The 17,804-nt window shown below is 30.1% G+C and carries 13 protein-coding genes; 7 read left to right on the top strand and 6 right to left on the bottom strand.

What is annotated here, in order from left to right; genetic code table 11:
• Positions 1 to 46: 46 nt before the first annotated feature.
• Together FVF61_RS10335 and FVF61_RS10330 are read right to left on the bottom strand one after the other, a co-directional pair.
• Positions 47 to 484, bottom strand: coding sequence for a JAB domain-containing protein (locus FVF61_RS10335; RefSeq protein ID WP_148456035.1), 438 nt, complete (start codon positions 482 to 484; stop codon positions 47 to 49).
• Positions 485 to 834: 350 nt separating this feature from the next.
• Positions 835 to 1,230 (bottom strand): hypothetical protein, encoded by a 396-nt coding sequence (locus tag FVF61_RS10330; protein WP_148456032.1) that lies wholly within the window; start codon positions 1,228 to 1,230, stop codon positions 835 to 837.
• Positions 1,231 to 1,513: 283 nt separating this feature from the next.
• On the opposite strand from FVF61_RS10330, the gene FVF61_RS10325 reads away from it, so the two are divergent.
• The 7 genes from FVF61_RS10325 to FVF61_RS10295 are packed head-to-tail and all read left to right on the top strand — an operon-like array spanning position 1,514 to position 12,097.
• Positions 1,514 to 1,804, top strand: a complete 291-nt coding sequence (locus FVF61_RS10325) for a helix-turn-helix domain-containing protein (RefSeq protein WP_148456029.1) — start codon at positions 1,514 to 1,516, stop codon at positions 1,802 to 1,804.
• A 7-nt stretch (positions 1,805 to 1,811) separates the two neighbouring features.
• Positions 1,812 to 2,378: a hypothetical protein gene (locus FVF61_RS10320; RefSeq protein WP_148456027.1), complete on the top strand. Its 567-nt coding sequence runs from the start codon at positions 1,812 to 1,814 to the stop codon at positions 2,376 to 2,378.
• 5 nt (positions 2,379 to 2,383) lie between these two features.
• A complete protein-coding gene (locus FVF61_RS10315) occupies positions 2,384 to 3,844 on the top strand; it encodes a DUF2779 domain-containing protein (RefSeq protein ID WP_148456024.1) in 1,461 nt (486 codons plus the stop codon).
• Positions 3,841 to 6,729, top strand: coding sequence for an SNF2-related protein (locus tag FVF61_RS10310; protein WP_148456021.1), 2,889 nt, complete (start codon positions 3,841 to 3,843; stop codon positions 6,727 to 6,729). Before FVF61_RS10315 ends, FVF61_RS10310 begins: the two co-directional genes overlap by 4 nt.
• Before the next feature lie 4 nt (positions 6,730 to 6,733).
• Entirely contained in the window at positions 6,734 to 8,494 is a 1,761-nt protein-coding gene (locus FVF61_RS10305; RefSeq protein WP_148456018.1) for a site-specific DNA-methyltransferase, read from the top strand.
• On the top strand, positions 8,484 to 11,222 hold the full coding sequence (locus FVF61_RS10300; protein ID WP_148456015.1) for a DEAD/DEAH box helicase: 2,739 nt from the start codon (positions 8,484 to 8,486) through the stop codon (positions 11,220 to 11,222). The genes FVF61_RS10305 and FVF61_RS10300 overlap by 11 nt, the downstream gene beginning before the upstream one ends.
• Before the next feature lie 2 nt (positions 11,223 to 11,224).
• The gene (locus FVF61_RS10295; protein WP_148456012.1) at positions 11,225 to 12,097 is read left to right on the top strand and encodes an Abi family protein; all 873 of its coding nucleotides are present in this window, start codon (positions 11,225 to 11,227) and stop codon (positions 12,095 to 12,097) included.
• A 219-nt stretch (positions 12,098 to 12,316) separates the two neighbouring features.
• Here the strand turns inward: FVF61_RS10295 and FVF61_RS10290 are convergent, their stop codons facing one another.
• The 4 genes from FVF61_RS10290 to FVF61_RS10275 all read right to left on the bottom strand — a co-directional run bounded on the left by FVF61_RS10290 (position 12,317) and on the right by FVF61_RS10275 (position 17,764).
• Entirely contained in the window at positions 12,317 to 13,132 is an 816-nt protein-coding gene (locus FVF61_RS10290; protein ID WP_148456009.1) for a toxin-antitoxin system YwqK family antitoxin, read from the bottom strand.
• 160 nt (positions 13,133 to 13,292) lie between these two features.
• A complete protein-coding gene (locus tag FVF61_RS10285) occupies positions 13,293 to 14,327 on the bottom strand; it encodes a DUF3871 family protein (protein ID WP_148456007.1) in 1,035 nt (344 codons plus the stop codon).
• On the bottom strand, positions 14,299 to 15,162 hold the full coding sequence (locus tag FVF61_RS10280; protein WP_148456004.1) for an AAA family ATPase: 864 nt from the start codon (positions 15,160 to 15,162) through the stop codon (positions 14,299 to 14,301). The genes FVF61_RS10285 and FVF61_RS10280 overlap by 29 nt, the downstream gene beginning before the upstream one ends.
• A gap of 169 nt (positions 15,163 to 15,331) precedes the next feature.
• Complete coding sequence (locus FVF61_RS10275; protein ID WP_148456001.1) at positions 15,332 to 17,764, bottom strand: DEAD/DEAH box helicase family protein; 2,433 nt, start codon at positions 17,762 to 17,764, stop codon at positions 15,332 to 15,334.
• Positions 17,765 to 17,804 lie beyond the last annotated feature (40 nt).

Here is a 17,804-nt window from a genome sequence, read left to right as displayed (position 1 = left end):
TCCCACTTTTTCCAAATCACTATATATAGAAATGGAAAAAACAGGACTATTTTAACAATCCATTATCAGCAAAACTATAAAAATCATCTTTAATTACTATTAAATGGTCTAACAGTACAATATCTAAATACTGACCTGCTTGTTTTAGCTTTTGAGTGAGGTTCTTATCTACCTCACTTGGATTTAAATTGCCTGAAGGATGATTATGTGCAATAATAATGTTTGATGCATTGCATTTAAGAGCAACACTAAACACCAATTTTGCATCCACCACAGTTGAAGATACTCCTCCTTTAGAGAGAGGATAAATACCCAACACCTGATTATACCTATTAAGCATTAATATCTTAAACTCCTCTTGCAATTCTATTGTAGCATCACACCAACAGGATCTTAAAACATCATAAGACTGTTTACTATTACTTATTTTTATTCTATTACTCCTATTATTTGAGTACGAGACACTTATTTCTGATATTTTCATGTTTTTTAAATTTAGTTTCCTAGGAAAATAATTGCCTAATTACTTGCATCTTAATTTTAGAATATATAACTTTGTAACAGAAAGTTTCTTTCGTACACTTCCGAAAAAATTCTTAACAAACTTTTATAAATATAAATTAGAGGAAAGGAATCACGGTTTCTTTCTTTGGAAGATTTAAAAATGACACCCTGAAATACTCTTACCTTCAAGATTAATTATATCCTTATAATAATAGACTTAACTGGCTACAGCTAGACTATTTTTTTATGAAGGTATTTGGCAATCAAGCATAATTATTTTAAAGTTTAAAAAACAAAGCCTAATCTATACAAATAGACTAGGCTCATATTTTACTCTGCATGTTCTAATATGCCATTTTTAGAAAACAAAGCGGAGTTTGAAACAAAATCCAGTTCATTCTTAACAGGTTGCTGTTTTTGATTAACAGCATCATCTGGAACATACATCCATCTATGACTCAAGGTTATTTCCTCCCCTGTTTCCTTTACAATATAATCAAAAGGCTCACAGTCCTCTTTAATGATGCTTCCTGGCATTTCTGTACCAATTAAACTTGTACATACCTGTTCATCAAATGTTGAAGATATAAATGCCTTTTTTGCAGTAGCATAAAAGTTGCCAGTCTCTTTAGATTGCACCATTTCAATGCCACCTTGGAGTTCGAGAACAAAGAATGATGTTCCATCCTCTTTCAGTCTCTCTTTGTAATTAATAATTCTAACCATCTTTCTAAAATTTTTGAGTTGTAGTAAACCACATAGAAAACAAATTACCTACAGAAAATAAATCTCAACTATCACCTTGAATTTATTATCCTGCCTGTAAAATTTCCTTTCTAAAAAAGTGGTAGGGGGAGTTTTCCACCTGTGAATGGGTGCGGGTCTCAGAGTAAGGTACTCTGCTCTCTCACAAGGCTTTCAAAAAAAAAAATATTTTTCAAAAATTTTTTATACCAATAATTCTAGCTAGATTTAGACAATCTTTGACAAGAACTAATTTGACTACCAAATGATACTCTCAGAATTTCTAAAATCTAAAAGAGAAACTAAAAACCTATTACTGCGCGAAGTAGCTTCTATGATAGATACGGATACTGCTTTAATAAGTAAAATTGAAAAAGGAGATAGAAAGCCAACTAGAGAACAAATTGAAAAACTTGCTTTAGCTCTTGATATTGAATATAATAAACTATTAACCCTTTGGTTAAGTGAAAAAGTATATGAAGAAGTAAATGGGGAAGAAATGGCAATTGATGCAATAAAATTAGCTCTAAAAAGAGTAAAATCAGATAAGCAATAATCTTATAATGACAGCAACACAATATCAAAATTTAGTATCACCATTATTATCAAATAAACTTGAAGGTCTTGATGTGGTAGAAGAATGGAGAGCATTTACAGGAGTTAATTATCAGTATTCTCCAAGAGTAGACATAGCAGCTGGACCTTTTAGCGTAGCACCATATAACAACCAAACAGCTGAGTATAATAATATTTTACGAAATGATAATATTGATGCTTTTTTAAAACAAATCTATGATTGTCATGTAGAAAACATTGGTGAAGAATGGTTAAATGAGATTAAAATTCCTGAATTTGACTTTCTAACAAGAAAAAATCAAAATGCAAGATGCTTTTTAGCAATAGAAATTGAGAACTCAAGTACAAGAAAACACATAATGGGTAGCATGATAAATGCTGCTTCATTAGGTAGAATAGGAATAGGTATTGCATACAATGAATCTGTAAAAAGAACTTTTGTCAGAATACTTAATTATATGGCATTCTTAAAAAGAGTAGAAAAGAACACCTATGACACCACAAACTTTATGATTTTAACTAAAGAACAATTTCAAGAAATAATTACACCTTAATCTAAATGCATCAACTAACTAAAACAGACTTTATACAATATCTTAATTGCCCTGAATCATTATGGCTTCTAAAAAATAAGCCTAATGAATATCCTAGGGGAGAATTTTCATTGTTTTTAGAAAAGTTGATTAAAGAAGGCTATGAAGTTGAGGAACATGCAAAACTATTATTTCCAAATGGAGTTGACTTACCAGAAAATAGTAGCCCTCAGTTTACACTACAACAATTAAGCTCAAATAGTAAAGTGTTTTTTCAACCATCATTTTCAACCCAGAAAGGAGTATTTGCAAGAATTGATGTTTTAGAAAAATTGGTTAATGGGACATATCATATTTATGAAATTAAATCTGCTTCAAGTATAAAAAAAGGTAAATTAGAAGATGCTTGTTTTCAAAAATACGTGTTGCAAGAGTGTGGTTATATTGTTTCAAAAATTTCCATTATCCACCTTAATAAAGATTATGTTAAACAAGGAGGGATTATCCCAAATAAATTATTAGAAATTATAGATGTAACTGAACAAGTGGATAACTTATATTCTTCCGTTGTAAATGACATTAATGCAGCTTCAAACTTCATAAATAAAGAATCAATTAGCGAAGATGAATGCTCTTGTAGATACAAAACAAGAAGCAACCATTGTGATAGTTTTAAATACTTTAATAAAGATGTTCCAGATTTCAGTATCTATGAAATCGCCAGAATTTCATCTAAAAAAATAGGTAAGCTAGCTGACAATAGCCAATTAAGTATTTTAGACATTCCTCTTGACTTTGAGTTAAGTGTAATTCAACAAGCACAAGTTGAATCTGTAAGAAAAGAACTTGTCTTAATTAATAAATCTAGAATTCAGCAAACCTTAAATAATCTCAAATTCCCTTTACACTTTGTAGATTATGAAACTTTCCCAACAGCTGTACCAAAGTTGGACAATATGGGACCTCATAATCACCTAGTCTTTCAAGTGTCTATTCACACTATGAAGGAAAATGGTGAAATAACTCATTTTGAATGGTTAGGGAGTAAACTAGAACAACCTATTGACATGCTTAAACAAATGCAGGATTTTACTGGTCTGATAGGTACTTTTATATCATGGAATGCACCATTTGAGATAAGCAGAAATAAAGATATGTTGGTTTGGATTCCACAATTTACAGAATACTTAAACTATATGAATACTCATATGTTTGATTTAATGAACATTTTTAAAACAGATTATGTTGATTATAGGTTTCACGGCTCTACTTCTATTAAAAAGGTACTACCTGTTTTATGTCCGCAACTTTCATATTCAGATTTAGAAGTTCAAGATGGCACAATGGCATTAGATACTTGGGGCAGAATGGTATCTGACCCTAATTTTAATGAAGATGTAGAACAAACAAGAAAAAACTTATTAGAATATTGTAAATTGGACACTTTAGCTATGGTAGAAATTTATAAAGAATTAAAGAATCAATGATTACAGATTACCAAGCTAAATACTTTGCTCACGAATTAACTAGAAGACTTCCTGCTAATGATATTGGTAAGTTTACTGCATCTTTACAAGATGCCCAAGTAGATATGAACCCACATCAAGTAGAAGCTGCATTGTTTGCTTTTCAATCTCCTTTGTCAAAAGGAGCTCTTCTTGCTGATGAAGTTGGCCTTGGAAAGACTATTGAAGCTGGTATTATTATCTCACAGAAATGGGCTGAAAGGAAAAGGAAGCTACTTATTATTTGCCCAGCAAATTTAAGAAAACAATGGAATCAAGAGTTATCTGATAAGTTCTTTATTCCTTCAACTGTATTAGAGTCAAAATCTTTTACCCAATTAAAAAAACAAGGTAAAAAAAACCCATTTAACCAAGAACAGATAATTTTAGCATCTTTTCAATTTATAAGGTCTAAAGAGGAGTTTGTTAGAATGATAGATTGGGATTTAGTTATTATTGATGAAGCTCATAGATTAAGAAATGTATACAAACCTAAAAACAAAATAGCTAATGCAATAAAGTCAGCTATTCAGCATGCACCTAAAATCCTTCTGACTGCTACCCCATTACAAAACTCAATTTTAGAACTATATGGACTTGTTAGCTTTATTGATGAATATGCTTTTGGAGATTTAAAAAGTTTTAAAACACAATTTGGTAGAATAACTACAGAAGATTCTTTTTTAGAATTAAAGGAAAGATTAAAACCAGTTTGCATAAGAACTTTAAGAAGGCAAGTATTAGAATATATAAACTACACCAATAGAATTGCAATTGTTGAAGAGTACTTTCCTTTTCAAGATGAAAAGATTCTATATGATTTAGTATCAGAGTATTTACAAACACCCAAATTATATGCTTTACCTAATAGTCAAAGACAGTTAATGACTTTAATTTTAAGAAAGTTATTAGCTTCATCTACTTATGCTATTTCAGGTACTTTAGAGGCTTTAGAAAACAAGTTGAAAGCTATTTTAGCTGACCAAAAATTTCTCAATGAAAAGGTTGAACTTGGCACTGAATTTGAAACCATTGATGAACTTGAAGAGGAATGGGGAGATGAAGAACTTAATTCTTTTGAATTACTAACTGATGAAGAATTAGCTGAAGTACAAGCTGAGCTAGATAATGTCTCAACATTTAGAGAGCTAGCTGTTTCCATTGAAAAAAATGCTAAAGGAGAAAAATTGCTAACTGCATTAAATAAAGGCTTTGAGAAACTTGAAGAATTAGGAGCTAACCAAAAAGCTATCATCTTTACAGAATCTACTAGAACACAGAAATATTTACTTGACCACTTATCTAGTAATGGCTACAATGATAAAATTGTACTATTTAATGGTTCCAATAACGACGTTAAATCAAGACAGATATACAAAGATTGGATTGAAGAACATAATGGTACTGATAGAGTTAGTGGTGCAAAAGCTGCTGATATTAGACAAGCTATTGTCGATTACTTTAGAAACACGGCTACCATTTTAATTGCTACAGAAGCTGCTGCTGAAGGTATTAATCTGCAATTTTGTTCTTTGTTAGTAAATTATGATATGCCTTGGAATCCACAGAGAATAGAACAACGAATTGGTAGAGTGCACAGGTATGGGCAAAAACATGATGTTGTTGTTATTAATTTCTTAAACAAATCTAATGAAGCAGACCAAAGAGTTTATGAACTACTAGACCAAAAATTTCAGCTTTTTAATGGGGTTTTTGGTGCTTCAGACGAAGTTTTAGGTAGTATCAGTTCTGGTGTTGATTTTGAAAAAAGAATAGCTCAAATATATCAAGAATGCAGACAACCTTCAGAAATTAAAAATGCTTTTGATACACTCCAACAAGAAATGGATGAAAGTATTAATACTAGAATTGATGAAACTAGAGAGCAGTTATTAGAACATTTTGATGATGAAGTACACCAAAAACTTAAAGTAAACCTTGAGAAAGGAAAAAGCTACTTAAACCAATATGAAAACTGGTTATGGGCTGTTACTAAACACTATTTAAAAGGTTATGCAGAGTTTGATTTTAAAAGAGATATTTTCAGACTTAAAAAAAATCCATTTCCCCAATTTAAAATTAATGAAGGTCCATATCAACTTTTAAAAAGTGGGGATTCTATTAAGAAATCTCAACAAGAACTAGATAATGATGCAAATTTATACAGAATTGGTCACCCTCTAGCCAAACAAATAGTAGAAGCTTGTAAAACAAAACAATTAGAGGTGCAAAAAGTAATTTTTGATTATTCTAACCACCCTAAAAACATGGCTATTTTAGAAGATTATATAGGTAGCACAGGTACTTTAAGAGTTAACCAATTAAGCATTTTATCTTTTGAAGAAGAAGATTATTTATTAATACAGATTATAGATAAACAAGATAATAAAATAGATAGTGAAATAGCTCAAAAAATGTTTAGCTTACCTGCAAAAACAAAAAACATCAATTCTATCTCCTATGATATAGACCAGTTACTAAAAAAAATATTTAAAGCTCAAAAACAAGTAGTTTTAGAAGATAACTTACAACGTAATGCAGAGTTTTTTGACCAAGAGTATGATAAGCTAGATAAGTGGGCTGATGATATGAAGATTAGCCTTGAAAGGGAAATACAAGATATTGATGCAGAAATAAAATTACGCAAAGCAGAAGCTAGAAAAAAGTTAGATTTACAAACAAAAGTAAAAGAACAACGTGCTATTAAAGAGTTAGAAAAAAAACGTAATGAAAAAAGAAAACATCTTTTTGAAGCACAAGACCAAATAGATGATAAAAAAGATGATGTTTTAAGTAATATAGAAGAGCGTTTAGCACAACGTATAGTAGAACAAGAATTATTTACCATTGAGTGGGAATTGATATAAAATTATGGCAAACAAAAAACAACAAAAACTAGAGTTAACGTGGATAGGTAAAGGAGAAGAACCAGCTCTAGAACCGAGAATTTTAATAGAAAACCCTGAGTACAGTTATGGAGACCCTAATACAGAAAACCTGCTGATTCATGGAGATAATCTTCTAGCTTTAAAAGCTTTAGAGCAAGACTATACAGGAAAGATAAAGTGTATCTATATAGACCCACCTTATAATACTGGACAAGCATTTGAACATTATGATGATGGTTTAGAACATTCTATTTGGCTTGATTTAATGAGTCAAAGATTTAGATTGTTAAGAAACCTTTTAACTAATGATGGTACCTTGTTTGTTCAATTAGATGATAATGAAGTTGCTTATTGTAGAGTGATACTCGATGAGATATTTGGTAGAGAAAATTTTTTAAATCAAGTTAGTGCTAAAATGAAGCAAACATCGGGTGCTAGTGGTGGTGGTGAAGACAAAAAGTTAAAAAAGAATATTGAATACTTACTTATATACTCAAAAGATAAAAATCATTTCCAATCTTTCAATCCTCTTTATGATGAAACGAATTTATTTGATTTAATCAAAGAAATGAGAGACCAAGGAAAAAGCTGGAAATACACACGAGTTATTTATTCTGGTTTGGAAGAAAGAGAATATTTTGGTGAAACAAAAGACGGTTCTGGAGATATAATTAAAATTTTCAAACATAATAATATTGTCTTTAAAACCATCAAAGAGTTAATGAAACAAGATGACTTAACTGAAGAAGAATGTTATGTAAAGTATCATGACAAGGTCTTTAGAGATACTAATGCTCAAAGTTCAATACGAACAAGAGTTATGGAGGCTACTGAAGGAAATGGTGATTTTTTCTCTATTGATTATATACCTAAATCAGGTAAAAATAAGAACAAACTTACCACGCTTTACTATAAAGGTAATAATTGTGATTTGATTGCATGGTTAAGTGATGTTTGTATCAAAAAAGGCAAATCTCTAGTAAAACTTGAAAAAGCAGGAACTTACTGGGATGGGTTCCCTTTAAATAATTTAACAAAAGAAGGAGGAGTAAAATTTCCTCATGGAAAAAAACCTGAAGCGCTTATTCAGAAGGTATTATCTCTGGCAACTCAAAAAGGAGATTTTGTTTTAGATTCATTTTTAGGTTCGGGAACCACTGCTGCTGCTGCAATGAAAATGGGCAGAAAATTTATTGGGGTTGAACTCGGTGACCATGCTCTAACCCACTGTGTCCCTAGATTTAAAAAAGTTATTAAAAATAAGGATACCGCTGGAATAACTAAAGCAGTAAACTGGGAAGGTGGTGGAGGCTTTAAGTTTTATGAATTAGCACCAAGTTTATTAAATAAAGATAAATATGACAATTGGGTAATTAGCAAAGAGTATAATGCTGATATGTTAGCTGCTGCAATGGCTAAACAAGAAGGGTTTAGGTATGCACCAGATAAAGACAATTATTGGAAACAAGGTTATAGTGCAGAACAAGACTTTATTTTTACCACTACACAATTTGTAACAGTAGAGTTATTAGACCAACTACAAGACCAATTACAGGAAGGAGAAAGTTTACTTATTTGTGCTAAAAAATTCCAACCAGAATGCCACAATAAGTTCAAAAATATTGTACTAAAAAAAATACCTAAAATGTTATTAGGTAAGTGTGAATTTGGTAAAGATGATTATAGTCTAAATATTATCAATCCACCAGTATTAACCGATGAAGAATTAGCAGATGGAGAATAGTACTAGAGATTATATTATAGAACAAGCCAACCCAAGTGTAGATACTATTGTTAACAGAATAAACAATAGATTATCATTAAGAGACCCTTTAAGAGATTCTTTACAATTGGTGGCTTATTTAACAGAAGAATTGGAGCTAAAAAAAGAAGTTGATTTAAAAGCAGAATTAAAAAAAATAAAAAAACATTATCCTAGTTGTAAAGACTTTGAAAGGGATTTTGTTTCCCTTTGTTTTTCTATTGCTACAGGTGTTGGTAAAACCAGATTAATGGGTGCTTTTATTACCTATTTATATCTTAAAAAAGGGATTCGTAATTTTTTCATTTTAGCCCCTAACCTAACTATCTACGACAAACTAATTGAAGACTTTGGAAATCCAAACTACAAAAAATATGTGTTTAAAGGTATTAGTGAGTTTGTTACAAACAGACCAGTAATTATCAATGGTGATAATTATGCTGAAAAAGGTAATCTTTTTGGAGACCAAGAGGTTAGAATTAACATTTTTAATATTTCAAAATTTAATTCAGACATCAAATTAGGAAAAGGAAAAGATGATAAAGGAAAACCTCCAAAAATGAAAAGGTTATCAGAGTATTTAGGTCAGTCCTATTGGAACTATCTTGCAGGACTAGATGATTTAGTTATTTTAATGGATGAAGCTCATAGGTATCATGCAGATGCCTCTAAAAAAGCAATTAATGAACTAAAGCCTGTTCTAGGTTTAGAACTTACAGCCACACCAATAGACGAAAAAGGAAAAGCATTTAAAAATGTTGTGTATGAGTATAATTTAGCCCAAGCTTTAGAAGATGGGAAATATGTAAAAGCCCCTGCAATAGCAACTCGTAAAGATTTTGACAAGAAAAACTTAACACCTAAAGAGGTGGAACAGTTTAAATTAGAAGATGCTATTTCAGTACATGAAGACACTAAAAATGAATTAGAGTTATATGCTAGAAATAATAATGTTCAACTTGTAAAACCATTTATACTTGTTGTTTGTAAAGATATTAATCATGCTTCAGAAGTTTATGATTACATAAGTTCTAATGCTTTTTATAATGGTAAATATGAAGGTAGAGTTTTACAGATAGACTCATCAACTAAAAAAGTTGAAGAAATTGAAAGGCAATTTTTATCCTTAGAAAGTCCAGATAATGAGATTGAAATTGTAATCCATGTAAACATGCTAAAAGAAGGTTGGGATGTAACCAACCTATATACTATTGTTCCTTTAAGAGCAGCCAATGCTTCTGTATTAATTGAGCAAACTATTGGTAGAGGTTTAAGATTACCCTATAATGGTAAAAGAACAGGGGTTGATAAAGTAGATAAACTCACTGTTTTAGCTCATGATAATTTTAACAGAGTTATTCAAGAAGCTAAAAATCCAGATTCTGTATTAAACAAACTAACATTTATAGAGTTAGACGAAGAAGACTTAAAAACAGAATCTACAATTGTTACTTCTGAAACTAAGATTAATGCAGAAATAAGAAGAGAACAAGCTAAAATAAATGCTGTTGTTAATCCTGAAAAGAAACTAGAATTAACACACGCTTTAGAAGCTAAAAAAGCTATTGTTAATGCTATCCCTACCTTTTCATCTAATGAAGGTGTAAATAGTGTAAATGATTTATCCAAACCTGAAGTAAAACAAAAGGCACTTCAAAAGATAAAAGACACTTTATCTAGAGGACAGCAAAATATTTTCATGCCTCAAATTGTTGCAGAAGCAGAGGCTCAATATGATTCCGTAATTGCTAATTTCAAAAGTCAGATTATAGAAATCCCAAGAATGGATTTAGTTCTAGAAGAAGTAGAAACTTGGTTTGAAGATTTTGATTTAGACACAACCAAAGGTTTTGATTTAAACATCATGCAAGAAGAGATTTTAAGAATGGATTTAAAAGACCAATCTAAAATAGACTCTCTTGGAGTAAAACAAGGTGCTTTTGTAAATGAAACACCTGTAAACCAAGTTATAGCCGAACTTATTAACTTCCCTGAAATTGATTATGATGAGAGTGCAGATTTATTACATAAATTAGTTACTCAAGCTTTAGAAAAACTATCAGAAAACTTATCAGATAAAAAACAGCTTCCTGTATTGATTAGACAGTACAGAAAAGTGATTGCAGGTAAGATTTATGACCAGTTAAAAACTCATTTTAAAATGAGTAACCCTGATTATATACCACCAACTATTTTACCTTTTGTAAAAATAGAAGATTGGAACTTTACAGTACCGAAAGAGAATGGTTACAAACACTATACTGATGTAATCACACCTTTAAGTCTTGTAACAAAATATGTCTATAGAGGTTTTGAAAAATCTTGTCATCCAGAGTATAAATTTGATTCTAACACAGAAAAAGATTTTTCATTTGTAATAGAAAATGATGCTTCTGTAATAAAATGGTTAAGACCTGCTACAAATCAATTTAGAATTTATTGGGGTAAAAACTCTAACAAATATGAACCTGACTTTATAGTAGAAACTGAAGATTCAATCTTTATGTGTGAACCTAAAAAAGCTAAAGAAATAGAAACTGAAGAAGTACAGTTAAAAATGAAAGCAGCTTTAAAATACTGTCAATATGCTAATGAATTTACTAGTAAAAATGAAGGTAAAACTTGGCGTTATTTATTAATTCCCCATGACCAAGTAGACAAGACTTCTAGTTTTCAAAATTTGGTAAATAAATTTGAAAAAACATACTAACAATGGGAAGAATAGCAACAACAGTTGATAAACAAATAAAATTACTAACAGATAGAGGATTAGTATTAGACTGTGGGGAACAAAAAGCTAAAGAACACTTGCTTGACATTGGCTATTATAGGCTTGGATTTTATTGGAATCCTTTTGAAATAGATAACCAACACAACTTCAAAAAAGACACAAATTTTTCAACTGTTATAAACTTATACTATTTAGATGTTGATTTAAGGTATCTACTAATGAGGGCATTAAATAGAATTGAAATTAACATCAGGACTCAAATTATTTATCAGGTATCAAATAACTATAAAAATAGCCCTACTTGGTTCTCTGACCCTAAAGTAATGAAACCTAAATTTATTCAAGATTTCCCTAAATTTTATGACTATAAATTTATTGAAAACAATAAACCTATAAAAGAGCATCACAACAAATACATAAACGACATTTATGCTCCAGCTTGGAAAACTTTAGAATTCTTAACTTTTGGTAGTATCTATAGTATTTTTTACAATCTAAAAGATGACACTTTAAAAAAGAAAATCATTCAGCATTATGGAATCAAAAAAGTTGATGTTTTTATCAACTATTTCAGAACCATTATTTTTATAAGAAACATTTGTGCTCATAGTGGACTGCTTTATGATGCTAACTCACCATTAGCTATTAAACCAACTCCACTTATTAAAATAAATAATAACAATAGACATTCATTGAATACTGCTATTCAAGTTATTATCCATTTTTTAGGAAAAATTTCAACTAACAGAAAAGTAGATTTAGAAAAAGGTATAGAGAAATTATACACTCAACACAAACACAATCAAGAGATTAAAAATATTATTGAAAATAAAATAGGATATGATTTTTGTTAAAATACTTTCAAATATGAAAGTATTTCGTATCTTTGTATAACATTTATAGTGCCCAGCTAGTCATTTGCATTAGTGCTGCACTTAAAAAAAGTAAAATTGCCCAGACTTGCTCTGGGCTTTTTTATTGGTATAAACTTAAAATAACACAACCTCTAAATTAATAGAGATTGGGTCTAGGTTATTACTTCTTGAAACCAAAAAATTAAAATTGTTTTTAGTTTATAAACTTATAACTTCACCATCTTTATAGAAGATTTCAAACAATATTTCACCTTCTTCGTTCCAAAGTGTATGAACTCCATCTTGTTTACCTTCTTTGTAATTTGCTTCTGAGACTATCTTACCATCTACATTGTACATTTTCAGAATTCCATCTATATTACCATCTCTATATGGAATTTCCTCGAATAACTGACCATCTTTATTATACTTTTTATGAACACCATACTTTTTTCCATCCTTCCAAATTCCTTCAAATCTTAATTGGTCATTATCATCCCAACGTTTATTAGGACCATTTTCTTTCCCCTCTTTATAAGTAATTTCCTCGAATAATGGCTCTCCTGCTCCATACCATATACCTTCATCTCCACGCCACTCTCGAACTTTACCGGTCACTAAACTCATATCGTGTTTAAGGTAAGTAATACCATCTATTCTAATTATATGTTCGGAATCAATGATTATTTCTTCAGAACATAATTTACCAAATCGGTCCCAATGTCTCCAAACACCAACACTTCTACCATGAAAATATGTTCCCTCTTCAGCTAATTGACCATTTTTCCACCAACCTCTAATTTTTCCTGTTACTAAAACCGCTTTCTCTTTTAGAGAAGCTATACCTGAAAAAATCACAATGTCTTGTCTCTTAACTACCACTTCTTTACCATCCTTAAAATTATGTATAAATTGTATATAACCATTTGAAAACCGATTTACAACTTCCCCAGTCACTAAACTCATATCACGTTTCAGATAGGCAATTTTATCTATTATTTTTATATCGCTATAATTTATATATTCCTCTGTCATTATTTTATATAATTATCTATCCATAAAGATAAATAAAAACTTTTTTCTTTTTAGGCTTCTTTACTACTTATGAAAAAAATTGAAAAAAGTATATTAACAACTTAATAATCCAATGTTTATTGAAAACCCAACCTCTAAATTAATAGAGATTGGGCATCACTCAACTCAAAAACCAACGATGTTTAGAATCATCATTGATAGCATTAGCCAGACCTTTTGTGAAATCAAAGGCATTGACATTTCTTGATAGAAAAGAGTCTATATAAGAGCTCTTATTGGCTCTAGTGAAAAGATTATATACTTTCCATAAGTTGATGTCTCCATTCTCGTTTCTACAAAAGCTTTCATCTTGATAATAGTCTTTTGCTACTGTAGAAATCTGTCCATCATTAAGCAATAATTCTGGTATTTGAGATTTTTCTTCTTTAGGTAAAAAGTTATATAATCTTGCTCTACCAACAAGTTGAGCAAATTGTTGTTCTGTGATACTCTGTTGAGATAACTGCTTCATTTCCTGTAAATGGGATTGAGCATTGTAATTCTCTACTAAGTCCATAATTTTTGACTGTAATTCAGAATAGTTTCCAACTCGCATTTCATCTTGATAACCATCTGTAGAAATACATAGATTACAACACACCATGTTTTGAAAACCTATAAAGAACTTAAATTTCTCATAAGTTTTCCTGTTATAAAGGTTTTCTTGGTTGTAAGCTCTAACTCCTCCAACAGTCAATGAAACTTCATTCCCATTAATGTTTTCAGTAATAGAAGGAATTCTTATAATAAATGCCATCCTCTCAAAGTACTGCGTTTTCTCATGGTCTAAAAGTTCTTTTACAGGCTTATAAATAGCATCTGCTGTCCTTCCTTTAATCTGATGAGAAACTCTCACTTCTGGTGCTTCTATTGTATGATGTGAAAACACTTTACCCACACAATCTTGAGCTATTTCTATAAACTCTTGATGTGCTAGAGTCTTTTCGTTATCTTTTGAAAATACTGGAATGATGCAATCATGCTTTAAAGTAGAAAGGCTAACCTCTTTTGTGTTAGCCTCTATAAATGGGTTATGTTGATATACTTTATTTTCTGAAGGTATTTCTAAATTATGAACAACTTGTGACTGACCTTCAGGCAAATTAAATACTCCATTACTTTGCTTGTTATACTCTACTACTGGTATTATTTCCATTTTGTGAAAAGTTTTGTGGGTTAACTAATTGTTCTAATTGGTCTTTTTTAGCTTGATACAAAGCTTTTAATGGTAACTGAAAACTTGGATGTTCTTTATACAGCTCCATTAACTGACTTACAGATAGGCAATCTTCTATTTTCTGTTTTACATCTAGCTCTTTTATAGGTGATGTACACCAATCTAAAATGCGTTTTCCTGTGGCACTATTTATCATAAATTCTGGCTTACCAGAAAACAAATTGGTTCTATCTTTACTTGCTACTGCAAAGTGCTTGATGTCTATATCAAATACTATGGTAAATTCATAAGAAACATCATCTCTTTGTACAGCTTTAAGTCCTACTTTTTCAGGGACAAACTTTCCATCTTTCTGTTGCAAAACATAATCTTGCTTTGTTCTCATAGTAGCTATAACATGAGCATCACATTGTAAAATCTTATTGATAAATGCTTTCTGCCTTGGTGTTACTTTGGACCAATTAGCAAATGAATTGCCAGGAAGTTTTGAATGAAAATCCAAGAGTTCATCCCAGACTTGGGATATGGAATCTAAAATTATCACTTCCATTCCTGCTTTTTCACAAACCTCTATAGCCTCGATGAATTTCTCTGGTGTATAAGGTGGTTGTAAAGCCAATACATTATAATCACCTAAATGAGCATAAAGGTCTGCTGAGCCATTTTCTGTGTCAATTACAGCTACTTTGGCTAGATTGTCATTAGTTAGTCCTTTTGCGAGTAAAAGAGAGCTTAGACTCTTACCTGAACCTGATGAACCTTGCAGAGCCATTTTAATTTTTGCTTGTTTTCTTTCTGATTGTCTTAATTGCATAATCTTATGTTTTTGAAGGTTAATATTAAATTGAATAATTGTATGTTGAATCTGAATAGATTCAGTACATAATGAAAAAGACCCTCATAAAATGAGAGTCTTTAAAATGGTTTAGAAAAGTCCTTATTTTTCCTTAATCCTATATAGTAAATTGGAAAAAGAAGGACTATTACAAAATTACTTCTGGTAATGGTTTGTAAAGTAGATTAGGTAAGTTTTTGAAATTAAGTGATGCTACTTCATAGTAGCTAACTTTTTTTCCATTTTTAGAAGTTTGTTTTGTTATAGGTTCATAGCACACCTTAACACAAACCTTGTAAAATGTATCAACTAGAGTCTTGTTCTTTATAGCATTAATAATTGTATTCTTAAACTGAAATACATCTGTTCCAAGTAGGAAATCATTATTTAGAAGATAATCTAAATTCTCTTTAAAATCAATCTTATAAAACTCTGCTTCAAACTTATCACTAGGAATTATTGGCAATCTAAAAACACCATCATCCTTTTCTATTTTAGATTTATCAATCAACTCTATAAGTTGATACCATTTCTTAAAGACCTTCACACTAGTTAAATCTCTAGTTTTAAGATTGTCATTAACTTCATAAAGGTTATTACTATAAAATAAGCATGACTTTAGATAAAGCTTATACATTTCTACTTTAGCTTCCCTTAAAACAAAGTCATTTGATTCAGAGAACACAGCACTTAAAATCATTAACAAAATCTTATTCATTTCTGCTTGAGTAGCCTTTTTAAAATCTAAATCAACCAACATTTGCCCTGTTAATTTCTCTATAAATTCTAACTTTTCATAAGCACTAAAGCTATCATAAAGATTGAACTCTTCAAATGTGTTATTAAGTTCTTCTAACTCAAAATTTAAAAAGCTTTTAACATCATCTAATAAGTTTTCTTTATCAAAATTCAATTTAGTTGAAGCTTTTATGGAATTTAATTTACAGTTTAAAAACTGATTACTCAAACTTGCCCAAAGTATGTAAGCAGATAAATTTCCTCCAAAAAATTCTTTTGTAATATATTTTTCTCCTTGATTAAGGATAAATATCTCTTTTGCAGGATACAGTAATCGATTTAAACCTGCCCTGTTAGTTGTTCTTAGCTTTTCTTCTGCATAACTTACATCATCAATCAACTTCTCATAGGCATTCTCTAAAAGTTTAGATTGACCATTAATTGAAGAGTAATTTGAGTACTTATCAATACCTCGTTTATAAGTTTCAAAACATTCATACATTTCTTTATTTTGAATTTCAGTATAAGGTAAAGACTCTAAACTTAAACCATTAGGACTGGGTAGAAAAATGTGAATATCTCCATTTTTTCTTTGTCTAGCTAAAGCCTGTACAATAACATTTGAACCATTTGTAAACACACCTTTATTATTTACATAGTCAACTGATAAGTCTTTAGGAAATAGTATAATTAAAGTATGTTTTTCTTGCTCAATATTAACTCCTGTACTAAAGTTTGTCCCTATGTTGATTACATCTTTATTATCATTGTATTTTTTATTTGCTTTTGGATTAAAAGCATCTGAATAACATCTATTAACTTGATGGATTTGGTCTTTAAGAACATCACTAACTTTCTTGACTTTTGAGTTTGATGTTTTATTAATATTTATAAGCTTTTCAGCTAAAGTCTTTGAGTAAACCAAAATATCAAAAGGCTTCTTTTTTTTAACTAAACTTGAAACCAAACTAACCAAATTAGAATCTTGATATAGTTTTTGGTCTACATAAAAGTTAAGATGTAGATTACTCTGTCTTAAAGGTTTTGGCAACCTTTTAGATTCAATTATAAATATGTTTTTATCTGTAAATTCAGACACATACTTTATTACCTCTTTTGAGGCTTCATTAAATGTAGCACTTATAATATATGCCTTATGCACTAAACCTTGAAAATTCCAAAGGTTGAAAACAAACTGCTCTTTAAAGTTATGAATACTATCATGTATCTCATCCATTAACCAAATCACCTTTTTATCAGTGCCCTGACAATAATTTTTTAATAATTTAAAGTAGTTACTCCTGATTTTAGAAGTAAACAGGTTATCATCTCCTGGATTACCTATTAAAGCATTAATAGTCATAACGTGTATTTTACTACTTAATCTAGATGTAATAGGCAACATGTCAACGTCATTTGTAAACCCCCAACTTTCTTTTTTGGTCTTATTTACACCTTTTTTAATATTGGTTTCATATTTAGATAAGTTGAAAATTTCATCTTTTGAGATATACTTTGAGCAGTCTTTAACGTATTGTTCTATTAGACTCTTATAAGGAACCGCTATTATAATAATGTAATCTGGATTCCTAGCATATTTAGTTAGAACTTCTATTATAGCTCTAGTTTTTCCTTGTCCTACACCAGCATTAATAATAGTAGTATTTTGGTTATTAAGGTCTGTTTTAAGCTTGGCGCTTAAATCATCACTTATATATCCTTTTTCATTTGGTTCTACAACCTCTTTTGACTTTACATTATAAAGGTTGTTATCAAAATCTTTTGGATTTATTTCTTTGAACTCTATTGTAGCTCCTTCAAAGTAGATGTTAGGTAAAATCATTTGGAAAATTTAACTGTGCCATAAATGTATTACAACACAG

This window comes from Xanthomarina maritima, from assembly GCF_008084905.1.
GTDB lineage: Bacteria > Bacteroidota > Bacteroidia > Flavobacteriales > Flavobacteriaceae > Xanthomarina > Xanthomarina maritima.
Note: the sequence above shows the minus strand (reverse complement) of the source record. Positions and strands in the feature narration are given on the sequence as shown.

Coding starts and splice junctions, on each gene's coding strand:
- FVF61_RS10335 (WP_148456035.1), bottom strand. CDS start 484: ATGAAAATATCAGAAATAAGTGTCTCGTACTCAAATAATAGGAGTAAT.
- FVF61_RS10330 (WP_148456032.1), bottom strand. CDS start 1,230: ATGGTTAGAATTATTAATTACAAAGAGAGACTGAAAGAGGATGGAACA.
- FVF61_RS10325 (WP_148456029.1), top strand. CDS start 1,514: ATGATACTCTCAGAATTTCTAAAATCTAAAAGAGAAACTAAAAACCTA.
- FVF61_RS10320 (WP_148456027.1), top strand. CDS start 1,812: ATGACAGCAACACAATATCAAAATTTAGTATCACCATTATTATCAAAT.
- FVF61_RS10315 (WP_148456024.1), top strand. CDS start 2,384: ATGCATCAACTAACTAAAACAGACTTTATACAATATCTTAATTGCCCT.
- FVF61_RS10310 (WP_148456021.1), top strand. CDS start 3,841: ATGATTACAGATTACCAAGCTAAATACTTTGCTCACGAATTAACTAGA.
- FVF61_RS10305 (WP_148456018.1), top strand. CDS start 6,734: ATGGCAAACAAAAAACAACAAAAACTAGAGTTAACGTGGATAGGTAAA.
- FVF61_RS10300 (WP_148456015.1), top strand. CDS start 8,484: ATGGAGAATAGTACTAGAGATTATATTATAGAACAAGCCAACCCAAGT.
- FVF61_RS10295 (WP_148456012.1), top strand. CDS start 11,225: ATGGGAAGAATAGCAACAACAGTTGATAAACAAATAAAATTACTAACA.
- FVF61_RS10290 (WP_148456009.1), bottom strand. CDS start 13,132: ATGACAGAGGAATATATAAATTATAGCGATATAAAAATAATAGATAAA.
- FVF61_RS10285 (WP_148456007.1), bottom strand. CDS start 14,327: ATGGAAATAATACCAGTAGTAGAGTATAACAAGCAAAGTAATGGAGTA.
- FVF61_RS10280 (WP_148456004.1), bottom strand. CDS start 15,162: ATGCAATTAAGACAATCAGAAAGAAAACAAGCAAAAATTAAAATGGCT.
- FVF61_RS10275 (WP_148456001.1), bottom strand. CDS start 17,764: ATGATTTTACCTAACATCTACTTTGAAGGAGCTACAATAGAGTTCAAA.